The sequence below is a fragment of the Streptococcus sp. 27098_8_82 genome (assembly GCF_041431615.1).
GTDB lineage: Bacteria > Bacillota > Bacilli > Lactobacillales > Streptococcaceae > Streptococcus > Streptococcus sanguinis_K.
In genome coordinates, this window is record NZ_JAPVYB010000006.1 from 24,245 (window position 1) to 39,694 (window position 15,450).

14 protein-coding genes are annotated in these 15,450 nt (G+C 45.1%); 2 read left to right on the plus strand and 12 right to left on the minus strand.

Annotated features, from left to right (window positions below):
- Positions 1-17 precede the first annotated feature (17 nt).
- Both recU and pbp1a read left to right on the plus strand, forming a co-directional pair.
- Positions 18-620 (plus strand): Holliday junction resolvase RecU, encoded by a 603-nt coding sequence (gene recU / locus O3627_RS09255; protein WP_002905196.1) that lies wholly within the window; start codon positions 18-20, stop codon positions 618-620.
- Entirely contained in the window at positions 613-2,751 is a 2,139-nt protein-coding gene (pbp1a, locus tag O3627_RS09260; protein WP_343092084.1) for a penicillin-binding protein PBP1A, read from the plus strand. Before recU ends, pbp1a begins: the two co-directional genes overlap by 8 nt.
- 77 nt (positions 2,752-2,828) lie before the next feature.
- Here pbp1a and pepC read toward each other — a convergent pair whose 3' ends face one another.
- The 12 genes from pepC to ftsL all read right to left on the minus strand — a co-directional run bounded on the left by pepC (position 2,829) and on the right by ftsL (position 15,448).
- Positions 2,829-4,163, minus strand: coding sequence for an aminopeptidase C (pepC, locus tag O3627_RS09265; RefSeq protein ID WP_371621360.1), 1,335 nt, complete (start codon positions 4,161-4,163; stop codon positions 2,829-2,831).
- Between the two features lie 78 nt (positions 4,164-4,241).
- On the minus strand, positions 4,242-4,802 hold the full coding sequence (locus tag O3627_RS09270; RefSeq protein WP_371621361.1) for a GNAT family N-acetyltransferase: 561 nt from the start codon (positions 4,800-4,802) through the stop codon (positions 4,242-4,244).
- A gap of 47 nt (positions 4,803-4,849) precedes the next feature.
- Complete coding sequence (nadE, locus tag O3627_RS09275; protein ID WP_002918040.1) at positions 4,850-5,674, minus strand: ammonia-dependent NAD(+) synthetase; 825 nt, start codon at positions 5,672-5,674, stop codon at positions 4,850-4,852.
- A complete protein-coding gene (locus O3627_RS09280; RefSeq protein ID WP_371621362.1) occupies positions 5,671-7,131 on the minus strand; it encodes a nicotinate phosphoribosyltransferase in 1,461 nt (486 codons plus the stop codon). Before O3627_RS09280 ends, nadE begins: the two co-directional genes overlap by 4 nt.
- A 107-nt stretch (positions 7,132-7,238) precedes the next feature.
- Positions 7,239-8,153 carry a thioredoxin-disulfide reductase gene (gene trxB / locus O3627_RS09285; RefSeq protein ID WP_048773563.1) on the minus strand — a complete coding sequence of 305 codons (915 nt, stop codon included), beginning with the start codon at positions 8,151-8,153 and terminating at the stop codon, positions 7,239-7,241.
- Positions 8,154-8,218: 65 nt separating this feature from the next.
- Complete coding sequence (locus tag O3627_RS09290) at positions 8,219-8,443, minus strand: DUF4059 family protein (protein WP_002893522.1); 225 nt, start codon at positions 8,441-8,443, stop codon at positions 8,219-8,221.
- 171 nt (positions 8,444-8,614) lie between these two features.
- Positions 8,615-9,358 (minus strand): amino acid ABC transporter ATP-binding protein, encoded by a 744-nt coding sequence (locus O3627_RS09295; protein WP_002911290.1) that lies wholly within the window; start codon positions 9,356-9,358, stop codon positions 8,615-8,617.
- Positions 9,358-10,167, minus strand: coding sequence for an amino acid ABC transporter permease (locus tag O3627_RS09300; protein ID WP_049553151.1), 810 nt, complete (start codon positions 10,165-10,167; stop codon positions 9,358-9,360). Before O3627_RS09300 ends, O3627_RS09295 begins: the two co-directional genes overlap by 1 nt.
- Before the next feature lie 246 nt (positions 10,168-10,413).
- Complete coding sequence (locus O3627_RS09305; RefSeq protein WP_371621363.1) at positions 10,414-11,757, minus strand: DEAD/DEAH box helicase; 1,344 nt, start codon at positions 11,755-11,757, stop codon at positions 10,414-10,416.
- 104 nt (positions 11,758-11,861) lie between these two features.
- The gene (gene mraY, locus O3627_RS09310; protein WP_002893527.1) at positions 11,862-12,845 is read right to left on the minus strand and encodes a phospho-N-acetylmuramoyl-pentapeptide-transferase; all 984 of its coding nucleotides are present in this window, start codon (positions 12,843-12,845) and stop codon (positions 11,862-11,864) included.
- 1 nt (position 12,846) lies between these two features.
- A complete protein-coding gene (gene pbp2X / locus O3627_RS09315) occupies positions 12,847-15,135 on the minus strand; it encodes a penicillin-binding protein PBP2X (protein ID WP_125409252.1) in 2,289 nt (762 codons plus the stop codon).
- The gene (gene ftsL, locus O3627_RS09320) at positions 15,125-15,448 is read right to left on the minus strand and encodes a cell division protein FtsL (protein WP_002893529.1); all 324 of its coding nucleotides are present in this window, start codon (positions 15,446-15,448) and stop codon (positions 15,125-15,127) included. The genes pbp2X and ftsL overlap by 11 nt, the downstream gene beginning before the upstream one ends.
- Positions 15,449-15,450: the final 2 nt, after the last annotated feature.

Below are 15,450 nucleotides of genomic sequence, written 5' to 3' on the forward strand. Positions count from 1 at the left end.
TACCAATAAGGAGTTTTATGGTCAACTATCCGCATAAGCTAAAGGCAAAAAGCAGTATCAACAGGCCTGTTCCCGGCATTGTTAACTTTGCCAATCGTGGGATGTCTTTTGAAAAGATGATCAACGAATCCAACAGCTACTATCTAAGCAGAGGACTCGCTGTCATCCATAAAAAACCTACCCCCATTCAGATTGTCAAGGTTGATTATCCGCACCGTAGCCGAGCCAAGATTGTAGAGGCTTACTTTCGGCAAGCTTCCACAACAGACTATTCTGGTGTCTACAAGGGCCATTATATTGACTTTGAAGCCAAGGAAACCCGACAGAAAAAATCGATGCCTATGAAAAATTTTCATTCGCATCAGATTGAGCATATGGAGGCAGTCCTTGAGCAAAAGGGTATCTGCTTTGTCTTACTGCATTTTTCCAGCTTAAGGGAGACTTACCTACTTCCCGCTTCTTATTTAATTGAGTTTTACAAGATTGACAAGGGAGGGAAGTCCATGCCCTTAACCTACATTCAAGAGCATGGTTATCCGATTGAAATGCAGCAACTTCCCAGCATCCCTTATCTTGAAATTATCGAACAAAAACTACTAGGTGGTATTATAAATGAATAAACAAACTCTTATGCAGGCTTTGAAATATCTTGCAAGTGCACTTATAACCCTGCTTATGATTGGATTCGTGATTGGCTGTTTGGTATTTACCTACTATGCGGTCAAGGCTCCTAAGCTTTCTGAAAAAGACCTAATCGCGACCACATCCAGTAAGATTTTTGACAGCAATAACAATTTGATTGCAGACCTAGGCGCTGAAAAGCGGGTCAATGCTGAAACAAGTGAAATTCCTACGGATTTGGTCAACGCCATTGTCGCCATTGAAGACCATCGCTTCTTCAACCACCGCGGGGTAGACTTTATTCGGATTGCAGGTGCCCTTGTTAGCAACATCCGCGGAGGTCGCCAAGGGGGATCAACTCTGACCCAGCAATTGATTAAGCTGTCCTATTTCTCAACCTCTTCTTCGGACGCGACCCTTTCACGTAAAATCCAAGAAGCTTGGCTGGCCGCTCAGCTTGAGCGTAAAGCGACCAAGCAGCAAATCTTGACCTATTATGTCAATAAAGTATACATGTCTAACAGTAACTACGGTATGCAAACAGCAGCCCGAAGCTACTATGGCAAGGATCTAAAAGACTTGAGCTTACACCAAACGGCTCTGCTGGCAGGTATGCCTCAGGCACCTAACCAATACGATCCCTACACTCACCCAGAGGCTGCGACCAACCGTCGTAATCTGGTACTTCGTGAGATGCATGATCTCAAGTACATCACAGATGAGCAGTATGAACAAGCTAAGAATACCCCTGTAACCGACGGACTTCAAAGCTTGAAAGCTTCCACTAGCTATCCTGCTTACATGGATAATTATCTTAAGGAAGTAATTGAACAAGTAGAAGAAGAGACTGGCTACAATGTCCTGACAACTGGTATGGAAGTCTATACAAATGTCAACACTGATGCCCAAAAGAAACTCTGGGATATTTACAACACAGGAGACTATGTAGCTTATCCAGATGACGAAATGCAGGTTGCGTCCACTGTTATGGATGTGCAAACTGGTAAAGTCATTGCCCAGCTCGGTTCTCGTAACCAATCTACCAACGTATCCTTTGGTACCAACCAAGCTGTTGAAACCAACCGTGATTTCGGTTCAACAATGAAGCCAATCACCGATTATGCTCCAGCTCTTGAAAATGAAATCTATACCTCAACTGCTGCTCCTATCACGGATGCTCCATATAACTTCCCGTATTCCAGCACACCAGTCTATAACTGGGATAAGAAATATTATGGCGGGATGACGATTCAATACGCTATTCAGGAATCCCGGAACGTTCCTGCCGTGAAAACGCTGGAAGCCGTTGGTCTGGATGAGTCCCTCAAGTTCCTAAATCGTATTGGGATTAACTATCCTGAAATGTTCTATGTTAATGCCTTTTCAAGTAATACCAGCAAATCCGGCAACGAATACGGAGCCAGCAGTGAAAAAATGGCTGCTGCCTATGCTGCTTTTGCCAATGGTGGTACTTACTACAAGCCTCAGTATGTCAATCGCGTTGTCTTCAGTGACGGAACGGAGAAGACCTTCTCCAACAATGGTTCCAAGGCTATGAAGGAAACGACAGCCTACATGATGACCGATATGATGAAAACAGTCTTGCAGTCCGGTACAGGTACAAACGCTGCTATTTCTGGGGTTTATCAGGCTGGTAAGACTGGAACCTCCAACTATGCTGACGATGAATTAGCTAAGCTGACCAAGCCTTATTACTACTCTAGCATTGTCACACCAGACGAGCTCTTCGTTGGTTACACGCCTAAGTATTCAATGGCTGTTTGGACCGGCTACTCAAACCGTCTGACACCAATCCTTGATGATGGAGTTAAGGTTGCGACAGATGTCTACCGCGAAATGATGCTTTATCTAGCTCAAGATGGCTCTGCCTCAGAAGATTGGGAAATGCCAGATGGTCTCTACCGCAGTGGCTCCTATGTCTACCTCAACAGTGGTACTGGCTATAACCGTTACTACAATAACCAGCAGTACTATAACTATTCTAGCTATAGCAGTTACAGTACAGAAGCTAGCTCTGACACATCAGCTTCTAGTGATCATTCTGGTGATTCAAACAATAGCTCTTCTAGCCACAATGACTCATCTTCCGGTAACGGTGGAGATGACTAGAGTGACGAAGATTAGAATACAAACTAAAAGAGTAAGAATGAAAAATTCTTACTCTTTTCTTATTCTCTCATTAAAGATTACTTTGCCAAAGCACCCATGGGATCCCAGGGAGATAGGACAAGAGGCTCTGCTTCATATGCAGCTAATTCTGCTGCTGTCAGAAACTCCTTTCGAACGACGATTTGATAGGTATACTCGTCCATCCAAGCGTCAGAGGCTACAAAGTAACCCTTATTACCAACCTTTTCACCCCAAGAGTTTTCGACCTTCCATTTCTTAGCTTTACCATTTTCATCCAAGTCTACCCCTGTCAAGACCATGGCGTGGGTCATGAGGCTTTCGCTATAGTCCAAGCGGCCAGCCTTATCCTGAGTCAGTCGAATATCCATGCTAGCAGTGAAATCGTGCATCCCCTCTGCCATAACACCTGCCTTACGATTGCTAGACTGAGCAACATCCGAACCAAACCAAACGGTCTCGCCAGCCTGCATTTGAGCTATAGCCAGCTCTTTTAGTCGGTCCATTTCAACATTCAAATAACGCACTGGCTTACTGCCAACGACATTTCCCAACATCTCAACTGTATAGGACCGACCATAAGGCTTGTCTGCAGTTGGCGCATTGATGATAGAGACATAGTCATCTAGCTTTAGATCGACATATTTTTGATAGAAAGTCAGAGGTGTCAATCCGCTCTCGCTATGGAAATGATTGTCTTTATCGCGATAAGAAAAGTCAAACTGGCGAGGTGGCAAGCCTAAATTCATAGCTAAGAAGTTAAAGACTTCTTGTAGGAGTTCTTCTTTCTTGGTCTGAAGTTCTGACGATTCTGCCCCTTCCGCTCTTAATTCTCGCAAAATCTGCGCATCCTGACGCAAGAGTTTATTGAGAATCTGATTGAGTTCACGGCTATTGCTGGATGAGATAGACTCCGGGTAGACTGACTTGGGCACGACACCATATTTTTTAAAGAGGGAAACAACCATATCCCACTGACCGCCATCCTGCTGTGGCGTATCTAAGAGAAACTTGACCTTACGGCTGGTCAATTCTTGGTCAGCTGTCGCAATCACCTGCTCCAAGAACCAGTTGGATTTTTCATATTTATCCCAAAAGAAGGTATGGGCCTGAGATAGCTCAAAATCCTCCAGTTGGAAACCAGCAATCATCTTGTGGCGGAAGATATTAAGAGCTGCAAACATCCAACAGCGCCCTGAAGCTTTCTGGTCGCTAACCTTGTCCTTAGTAAGATCCAGCGAAAAGACAGGTGTGTTTTCCACAGCGGCGCTTCGCTTCTCTAAGGAAGCCAAAAGGCCATTGTGACTGATGGCATTTCCCATCGCTGCAAACTTGGGATTGGCCTCATAAGCAGCATACAGCTTATCTGTAAAATCTTGTTCTAACGAATGCATAGAATCCTCCTTGTCATTATACATCTATTATAGAACTTTAAAAAAGGAGCGCAAGTAAAAAGGCTGGACAAAAGAGTCCTAGCCTTTTTCTAAATCGGATTTTAGGATTCCATAGACGGAAAAATCTTTGACTTGTCCTTTATGAAATACAGCCTGACGGAAAGTGCCTTCGTAGCTCATTCCAGCTTTAGCCATGACACGTCCCGAAGCTGGATTGGCTGTTACAAATCTTGCTGTGACACGATTGAATCCTGCGTCTTGCAAGAGATAGATCAAAACAGCTTTCAAAGCTTCTGTCATCAGCCCCTGCCCCCAATAGTCTTTACTTAAAATATAACCGACCTCGCAAGCATTGACTGTCTCATCCATGTCCACCATACTGATGTCCCCGATTACAGAATCAGGATTTTCTTTCAGGCAGATGGCCCACTTGTAAAAATTCATGTTTTGATAATTCTCAACCCAGCGAGCAATAGACTGTTGGGTGACTTCAGGACTCTCGTGAGCATCCCAGATCACATGCAGCAAATTATCTGGACGAGAAGCCCAGTTGTCATACATAGCTTGAGCATCCGATTCCAGAAAAGGTCTTAACAAAAGACGTTTGGTTTCAATGGACTGTGTACCAATCTTTTTCATAGCTTCCTCGTTTCTTAGCTCAAACTAAAAAGTTTCAATAGAGATTTTCACTTCCAAAATTCATCAAAAATCGTAATCGGCAAATGGCGTTTGTGCTGGCCTTTATGCCACCAAGATTCGATAGTTTCTTGGGCTTTGGCTGAAACGGACTTGCCTTCGAGATAATCGTCAATTTCATTATAGGTCACTCCCAGAGCGACTTCATCCGCAATCCCAGGCTTTTCTTCTTCCAAATCAGCCGTCGGCACCTTTTCATAGAGAGCCGGATCCGCTCCCAAGGCGGCCAAAAGCTGCTTGCCTTGACGCTTATTGAGACGGTAAAGTGGTAAGATATCTGCTCCGCCATCCCCAAACTTGGTGAAAAAGGCGGTGACATTTTCTGCTGCATGATCGGTTCCAATGACAGCTCCACTGTATGAACCGGCCAAAGCATACTGGGCAATCATACGGCTGCGAGCCTTGATATTGCCCTTGTTAAAATCAGAGACTTTGGTCCCCGTTGCCTCCACAGCCCTTGTCATGGCATCAGCAGATTCCTTGATATTGACTGTCAGACTGACATCAGGCTGGATAAAAGCCAGAGCTTTTTGCGCATCATCTTCATCTGCTTGGATACCGTAAGGCAAACGAACTGCGATAAAGCAATAGCTATCATCCCCAGTCTCAGCCCGCATTTCCTCTACAGCCAGCTGAGCTAAGCGGCCAGCCAAGGTTGAGTCCTGACCACCAGAAATTCCCAAAACATAACTTTTCAAAAAAGGGTGCTTTTTCAGATAGGCCTTGAGAAAATCCACCGACTTGCGGATTTCTTCCTCCGGATCAATGATTGGTTTAACGCCCAGTTGAGCGATGATTTCTTCTTGTAGACTCATTTTTCTGCTCCTGTCTGGTAGGCTTTCTTGCGCATCTGGTCAATCAAATCCATCTTATCCTGCCAAATATCTCTAGCCAGGTCAACTGGATAATCCTGTGGATTAAGAACTCGCTTGTACTCATCCCAAAGTTTATCAAATTCCTTACGGGCATAGGCTTGAATCTCAGTCAAGCTCGGCTGATTATAGACCAAATTCCCCTCTTGGAAAATATCCACCAAAAGCGGTACGGCATCAAAATTTTTGACCCTTTTATTGATATAGGTATAGGTCGGATGGAACATTTCCAGCTCTTCCAAGCCATTGACATCAAGGCCGTCATAGGTAATGTAGTCTCCCTCAGACTTCCCTTTTTCGCGGCTGGTAATGCGCCAAACCTGCTTCTTGCCTGGGGTCGAAACCTTTTCAGCATTATTGGACAGCTTGATGGTATTGCGTAATTCTCCAGTCTCATCTTCAATAGCAACAATCTTATAAACTGCTCCTAAAGCCGGCTGGTCATAGGCCGTAATGAGCTTGGTTCCCACACCCCAGACATCAATCTTGGCTTTTTGCATTTTCAAGTTGAGAATGGTATTTTCGTCCAGATCATTGGACGCATAAATCTTAGCATCAGGGAAGCCAGCTTCATCTAATTGCTGCCGAACTTTTTTAGAAATATAGGCAAGGTCTCCCGAATCAATGCGGACTCCCAGAAACTTAATCTTGTCTCCTAGCTCACGCGCCACCCGAATGGCTGCCGGAACACCTAGGCGCAATGTATCGTAGGTATCTACTAGGAAAACACAGTTATGATGAGTCTCAGCGTAAGCTTTAAAGGCTTCATAATCATTTCCATAGACTTGAACGAGAGCATGGGCATGCGTTCCCAAGACTGGAATATCAAAGAGCTTGCCAGCTCGGACATTACTGGTACCGTTCGCTCCGCCAATCACCGCAGCCCGAGTTCCCCAGATAGCAGCATCCATTTCCTGGGCTCGACGCGTACCGAACTCCATCAGAGGCTCATCTTCTATGACAGAGCGGATACGGGCTGCCTTGGTGGCAATCAGGGTTTGAAAATTAACGATATTAAGCAAGGCAGTCTCAACCAGCTGACACTGAGCTAATGGACCTTCCACCTGCACGATTGGCTCATTGGCAAAAACCAAATCACCTTCCTGAACAGACCTTACGGTCAGGCTCATCTTGAGATTTCGCAAATAATCCAGAAACTCTCCGTGATAGCCCAAGGATTGCAAATAATCTAAATCGCTCTGGCTGAATGTCAGATTATTGAGATAGGAAATAATTCTTTCCAAGCCCGCAAAAACCGCGTAGCCGTTATTGAAAGGATTCTTACGGAAAAAAACTTCAAAAACTGCACGCTTGTTGTGAATATTTTGCTTGAAATAAACCTGCATCATGTTGATTTGGTACAAATCAGTGTGCAGAGTTAAACTGTCATCTGGGTACATCTTCTTGCTCCTTTACGCTAGATACCTTTTATTATATCATAATTCCAAAAAAGCTAAGCAAATCCTGTCAACTCACTTGAATAGACACGCTTGCTTAGCTTATATTTTTATGCTTGCTCTGTAAGATATTTGTAGGCTTCCTGACTGGCAATGGCACCATCGCCAACAGCCGTCGTAATCTGGCGCAGGTCTTTCTGGCGAACATCACCAACAGCGTAAATGCCTGCTACTGAAGTCTTCATCTGATGATCCGTCAGAATCCAGCCTGCCTCATCAGTGATGCCCAAGTCCGCAGCAAATTCGCTAACTGGATCTAAGCCAACATAAATGAAGATACCACCAAACTCTGCCTGACTAATCTCACCTGTCTTGACATTCTTGAAGGTTACGCCTGTCACTTTACGCTCATCACCATGGATGCTTTCCACTACAGAATCCCAGACAAAACGAATCTTTTCATTGGCAAAGGCGCGATCCTGCAGCACCTTTTGTGCTCGTAGCTCATCACGACGGTGAACAATGGTCACACTTTTTGCAAAGCGCGTCAGGAAAATAGCTTCCTCTACCGCTGAGTCGCCACCACCGACAACCAGCAGGTCTTCATCACGGAAGAAGGCACCATCACAGACCGCACAGTAGGAAACGCCGCGGCTGTTGTAGTCTTCCTCACCAGGAACCCCCAGATGACGATGATTAGCACCAGAAGCAATGATGACTGTTTTAGCTTCAAAATGCTCATCTTCTGTGATGATTTCCTTAAAATCACCTCGGTCTTCAATTTTTTCTACTAGGCCAAATAAATGTTCAACACCCAGGTTCTCCAGAGGTTCAAACATTTTCTCTGCTAGCTCAGGACCGCTGATATTGGCATAGCCTGGATAGTTTTCAATGTCAGCAGTATTATTCATCTGACCACCAGGAATACCACGCTCCAGCAGGGCAACTTTTAGGTTGCTGCGGGCTGCATAGAGGGCAGCTGTCATGCCGGCAGGTCCAGCTCCAATAATAATTGTATCGTACATAACTCTTCTTTCTCCTTGTTGTAACTAGAATTATTCTAACAACTTTTCTACAGTTTTACAAGCATTTAAGCTTTTAGGACAATGAGCAGGCCCAACGTCGCAAAAGACAGGACTGGAATCGTCATAATGACAATCAAAAGGACATCATACAGATGGCTCTGGCGCTCCTTAGCTGTCTTGTCCTTGCGGCGAATCATCCGCAGCCCAATCCATAAACCCGCAATGATCCCTACACCGACTGCTGTATAAAGCAGGCTCTCGATATAAAGTGCAAATATTTGATCTAACATGTCAACTCCTCAAAGGTCAATCAGCCTCATAGTACAAAGAAAGGGAACAAATCCAAATCTAGCCGTCACCATAAAACACCCACTGGACAAGAAAGTCTGCTCCAGAGTATGCTAAGACTGAAAACAAACTCAGCTGGTCTAGCCAACTGAGCCTTCACTGTCTCTATTATATCAAATATAGGTCCGTTTGTAACTAGCAAAAAATTCCTTGGTTCTTTCTTCCTTTGGATGATGAATAATTTCATCTGGTGTCCCAGACTCTATGATTTTCCCCTTGTCCAAAAAGAGTACTCTATCCGCAACCTGAGCGACAAAGGACATATCATGACTGACCAGAATCATGGTCTGGCCAGACTTGGCTGCATCAGCGATTGATTTCTCTACTTCTCCGACCAACTCGGGATCCAAGGCTGAGGTCGGCTCGTCTAGCAAAAGAACATCTGGATTCATAGCCAAAGCCCTTGCTAAGGCAACCCGCTGCTTCTGACCGCCTGACAAATGTCTAGGATAGTGATTTTCTCGGTCTGACAAGCCAACTTTTGCTAATTCTTCCTTGGCTATCTTAGTCGCTTCTTGGTCTGACAGTTTCTTAACTACCAGCAGACCTTCCTTGACATTTTCCAGAGCCGTCCGGCGGGAAAAGAGATTAAACTGCTGAAAGACCATGGCTAGCTTGCGGCGCAGCAACAAGATCTCATCTTTGGAAATACTTGAAAAATCTACTTTAAAGCCGTCAATAGTAATTTTTCCGCTGTCTGGCTGTTCCAGATAGTTGAGGCTGCGGAGGAAGGTTGATTTCCCAGCACCTGAAGAGCCAATCAAAGCTACCACTTCGCCTTTTTTAATGTCCAAACTGAGATCATCCAGAACCTTTTGACCTGAAAAAGTCTTACTTAAATGTGAAATATTAATCATCAGATTCCTTCTCCTTCTGCTTGCTGAAGCGATTCAAATTTATCCGGCTGCTTGATATCCATCATCTTTTCGATCCAGCGGCCAAGTTGCTCAATGAGAATATTGACTGCCCAATAAATCAGCGACACCGAGATAAAACGCTCAAAGTAACGGTAGTCTGCCCCCGCGATAGCCTGTGCCTTGGCAAAAATTTCCACTACACCAGCACTAAAAGCCAGAGATGTTCCCTTGGTCAAGCCAATCAGGGAATTAATCAGACTAGGCGTCGCTACCACTGCTGCATTAGGGATAATGACACGCATATAAACCTGCTTGTTGGTCATCCCTAAACTGCGAGCAGCCTCAATTTCTCCCGGATCTACGGACAAGATTGCTGCTCGGATGGTCTCACTGGCATAAGCCGCTTCGTTGAAAGCGAAGGCAACAATCGCAAAGACAGACGCTGGAATCTCGTTGATATTAAAGCTTGTGCCATACTTCTGATTGATAGCCTTGAGCAATAAAGGAATCCCAAAATAGGTCAGCATAAGCTGAACCAGTAGCGGTGTTCCTCTCAGAAAGCTGACAAAGAAAGCTTGAATCGGATACAGAACTTTAACCCGATTAATCTTGACAACAGCAAAAACCATGGCAAGCAGAATACCAAAGACTGCACCACCCGCTGTCAAGAGAAGGGTGATTGGTAGATTTTGCAAAATGCCAGGAATAGCCTCAAAAACAGCCCTTAAACTAAATAATTTACCATCTGGAATGAATTTGAGGAACTCCTCATACCAACCAGTTGTCAGAAGATAAGTTGTAACCACTATTATTACTTCCTTTTCTTGATAATGAAATATTTTAACACAATTCTGGAACAAAACAAAGAATTTGCTTCGCTTTTACTGTCTTTTAGCAGTCAAAACATGAGTAGCTAATGCAAATCTCGTGTTCCTAAATATCAAATAAGCCACACTAAGCCCAATATAAAAATAGACTAGTTTCACTAGTCTATCATATCTATCTCATAAAGACTAATATATTTTTCTTATCACAGCGATAAGAAAAGTATATCACTAGAAGGTTTGGCGCTTAGCCTTACGCTCTGCCCGGCCACGTGCACGATTCTCTGCTCGCTTGGTCTTGCGGCGCTTTTCGTTAACAGCCCACTGGATTTTTTTCTTGTAGCCTGGTTTGATTTTTTTCTTTTTCTTCTTGACCAGCCCCAGCATTTCCGTGTCCAGCTTCTCCCGGCTCTTTTCCCGATTGGCACGACGGTCTCGGTCATAGGTATCCTGAAACTCGTCATCCTTTATCATTTTGGGAGTGAATTTGATCCCCATCTTTTCCAACTCTCGAATATCTGAGTCGTCACTCGGCTGGTAGAGAGTAATGGCTGTGCCGGGAAGACCATTACGGCCGGTCCGGCCTACCCGATGGACAAAGAAAGACAAGTCCTGAGGAATGGCATCATTGATAACATGGCTTACACCTTCAATATCAATCCCCCGCGCTGCTAAGTCAGTAGCGACAATGTACTCAAAATCCAGATTCTTGACCTGATTCATGATGCGCTTGCGCTCCCGCGGAGCAATATCTCCATGAATTTTAGCAACTTTGAGCCCTTGAGCTGTCAGATAGCTGTGCAGCTCATCTGCCCTCGTCTTGGTATTGACGAAAATCATAGCCAGATAAGGCTGCAGGAGCTGACTGATTTGATAAATCTGGGCATTCTTGTCTCGTCCCTTGGTTGACAGAAGCCAGTTTTCAATGGTGTCCGCAATGACCGTCTTGGTCTTAATCTGCTCAATCACTGGATTAGACAGGTATTTTTTCAAAAAAGGCTGAAGCTTCTGCGGAATGGTCGCTGAAAAAACGAGAAACTGCAAATCTTTAGGCAACCGGCCTGCAATCTTATCAACCGTCGCCAAAAAGCCCATGTCCAGTGTCATATCTGCCTCGTCAACGACAAAGGTCTTGGCCTTGTAAATGGCCAAGTCGCCAGACTCTACCAAGTCATAAATTCGACCAGGCGTTCCAATGACGATATGAGGCTGACTGGATTCTAACTTCCCAATCTGACGAGCTTTGTCAGTCCCACCAACATAATTGGCCACCCGAATCTCTTTTTCAGAAAAGCTAGCCAACTGACGAGCAGCCTGATAAATCTGCGCTGCCAGCTCCCGACTTGGGGCTGTAATAACAGCCTGCACGCTGTCTGCTTCCTCATCCAGCATTTGAAAGATCGGCAGCAAAAACGTGTGGGTCTTCCCAGAGCCTGTCTTGGACTCACCGACCAAATCCCGACCAGACAATACCACCGGAATCAGCTTCTCTTGGACTGGAGTCGCTTCAACGAAGTTCAAATCCCTGAGCGCTTCCTGAATATAATCTTTAAACTTAAATTCTGTAAATTTCATCTTGTCCTCTATTCTATTATCCTAACTATTATACCAAAAAATTGCCCATCCTGCTTACCCTCAAATCTAAGAAGCAGAAAAGCGAGCCAGAGACTCGCTTCTTGCTATAGATATAGGATAGCTAGGGTCAAAAGACTGCCCACGATACCGATTCCCCAGAAGAAGAAATCGACTTTCCACTCGCTCCACTCCTTGCCGTGGCCAGTTAGGCCACCAAGCTCAAAGTGGTGATGAACCGGGGTCATCCGGAAAATCCGCTTGCCGCCGGTCAGCTTGAAGTAGGTCACCTGCATCATGACAGAGGTCGTTTCAAACACATAGACGATCCCAATCAAGAGCAGGGTCCACTCTTGGTGAAGGGAAATGGAGATAGCAGCCAGCATACCGCCCAAAGCCAGGCTTCCCACATCTCCCATGAAGATTTTAGCGGGCTTGTGGTTGAAGACAAAGAAGCCTAGCAAGCCACCAATCATACTGATGATGACAATCAAAATATCAAAACGCTTCTGCTCAACAGCAATCACAGCATAGGCCACCAAGCTAATGACCACAGAAATGCTGGCCAAACCATCAATTCCATCCGTCAGATTGACAGCATTGGAGAAGCCAATCAGCCAAAAAAGGACGAAAAAGACATAGAGGAAGCCTATCTGGACAGGAACGGTGAAGACATTCAGCTGGTCACCTGCACCGTGCTGATTATAAAAGAAGTAAAAGACAACTCCGCCGACCAGCTGCAAAAACAGTTTCTGCTTGGGATTTAGACCCTCGTTGATCTTACGAAACACCTTGAGGAAGTCGTCCAAAAAGCCGACAACGCCATACAGGACCAAGATAAAAAGAATCATGATGAGGCCGTTGGACAACTGATGCGAAAACAGACCGATAACAAAGCTGGCCAGAACGGATGTCAAGAGAAAGACAGTACCACCCATGGTTGGTGTTCCGGCCTTGGCCTGATGCTGCTTGACATCTTCGTGCATCTGTTGGCCTGTGATACGAGCCTTATGGTAAAAACGAATAAAGGCAGGAATGCCGATGATAGTTAGGATAAAAGTTACGATTCCTGCAATAAGAGCAATAAGCATATTAGTCTCCCATTGTAATTGTTATTTTCTTGAGATTTTTCAGCGAAGTATTGGTCTTTTCGCTCTGCTTGACGACTTTGGAGCCCTCTCCTTTGAAAGTGACTTCAATGTCCTGCCACTTCGCAAAACGTTCGACATTGGCCTTGGTCCAACCGTACATATCAGGCAGACTTTCTAAATCATCTGACAAGATCAAAACCTGTTGATTAGCCTTGAGATTTTTACCTTCTTTGACAGATACTTTTTTAATCTTGCCACCTGTTCCCAGCACAATTGGTTGGACGAGGTTGCGGCGCAATTCATCTGCCAGACCGCCAGGACTGACTTGATGTTTCAGACCTAGTTGCTTGGTCAGTTCTTCCAGCGATGGCATTTTATAGCTAGTTTCTTCAGTGACTGTTTCAAGAGCTGGAGTCGTCTCTGTCGTCAGATTAAGACTGTCTTTGAGAGCGACAGCTTCTTCCAAGACCGGATTGACCACTTCCTGCCAAAATATAGGCTGGAATTTTTCCTCGGGCTGCTGAACTGTCACATACATGATAAATTCAGGATTTTCTGCCGGCGTCATGGCAACAACTGAGTAGATGTAGTCGTTCTCACCCTCTAGATAACCATTTTCAGAAGCGATCTGAGCGGTCCCTGACTTGACAGCGACATTCTGACCGGCCACTTGAATGACGGGTTCTCCACCGACATTCAGGGTTCCTTTGTAGGGGTCTGTTCCGACCTGAACCATATAATCCCGAGTGGTTTGAGCTGCTTTTTCTGAGACAGGATTTCCGATAATTTCTGTCGCTGTCTTACGAGCTGTATTGGTTTTTGGATCATGGATGGCATTGATAAACTTAGGCTCCACCATGACGCCGTCATTGGCAACGGACGAGAAGGCACGCAACATCTGCACCTGGGTCACACCAATCCCTTGACCAAAAGAACTCATGGCAATCGTAACATAGTTATCACCTGGCAAGGAGCCATAAGTTTCATTCCCCATCCCAAAGCGGGTCGGCAGACCAAACTTAAACTTACTCAAGTAGTCCAGCCACTTGTCATTGCCCATCTTCTGCTCCAAAATAGTCATACCAACGTTACTGGAATAGGTAAATCCTTGGGCAAAGGTCAGGGTTTCCCCTTCTGAAATCCCCATGTTGACGTTCCAGTCCCGAATGGTCGCATCCATAACCTTGTATTCTCTACTGTCATAGGTATCGTTAGGATTAAAGCTGCCATTATCAATAGCTGAAGCTAGAGTCATGACCTTCATGGTAGATCCAGGCTCATACTGACCTTGATAGAGCATGGTATTCCAATTGCCCAGATTTTTCTCATTCAAGCCTTCCTTGGTATCGGCATTATAGGTCGGCCGTTGAGAGGTAGCTAGGATTTCGCCGGTCTTGGCACTGACCAAGGTTGCATTGACAAACTTACCTTTGACTTTTTCCTGGAAAGCGTTCATCCGCGTTTCTAGGTAGGTTTGCAAATCAGCCGACAGCGTTGTATAGACGTCCTTGCCGTCCTCTGCTTGTACAGAGACCTTTTCTGACCCAGGCACAACATTGCCATTCCGGTCTTTTTCGTAGGTCACAATCCCATTCTGACCAGCAAGAATCCTATCCAGAGCCTGCTCCATGCCAGAAGTCCCTTTCAGCGTCTTATTGCCTTCCTTATCCTCCTGCAGCTGGGCAAGACCGATAAACTGGGAGGCAAAGACACCGTTACTATAACTGCGGTTGGGACTGGTAGTAAAGTCAATCCCTTCAATACCAGCAGCTTCAAAGGCTTCCCGCATAGCGTTCATATTACTGTAGGTAATGCCATTGCCCTGTGCCCCGAAGGAAACCTGCTTGAGATTTTTCTGCGACAGCTGGGTTTTGACGTAGTCCTTATCCAATTCTAGGTATTGATTGAAAATCTCTGCCACCTTATCGTACTGGGATTCTTCTACATAGAGAATCTTGCCGGTAGCTGACTTGTAGCTCTTGTCAATAATGGCATAGACATTATAAGTCGTGGCATCCTCTGCAATGGGAACACCATTTCGGTCATAAATCGTTCCACGCCGGGCAGCGACTGTGACCGTCTTTTGATGGACCACTTCTGCTCCCTTTGACAGATTAACACCGAACTTCTGGTCTGTCCCGATAATAATGGCAAAATTAATCAAGAAAACGAAAAAGAGAAAGATAGCTAAGATGCTCATGCTCTTTCCCACTTGCCGCCGATTGTATTCAGGGGTTTGCCTATTTTTCAGGGCGTATTTTTTAATTCTTTCAAAAATTCTATTCTTCATCCGTTGAACTCACTGTTTTACGATTTCCCTTCTGGAGTTTCATATCCTGAGAGCTGGCCAGCTGGGACAGCCTTTCATAGCGGGTCAGTTCATTGACTTCCTGCTTGATGTCGGCTAGCTCTGTCTGCTCCGCTTCAATCTGGGTATTAACTTCTGTCAAATCCCGGTCCACCTGCAATAGCTTGGTCTGCATAAAGACGATGCTGACCGCTAAAATAATGGCAGTCAAAACGATAGATCCGTAAAAGGCCTTCTCAACTCGGGAAAATTTTCTCATCTGATCTTGAAGCGGGTTTGGTCTTTTTTCTGACATTT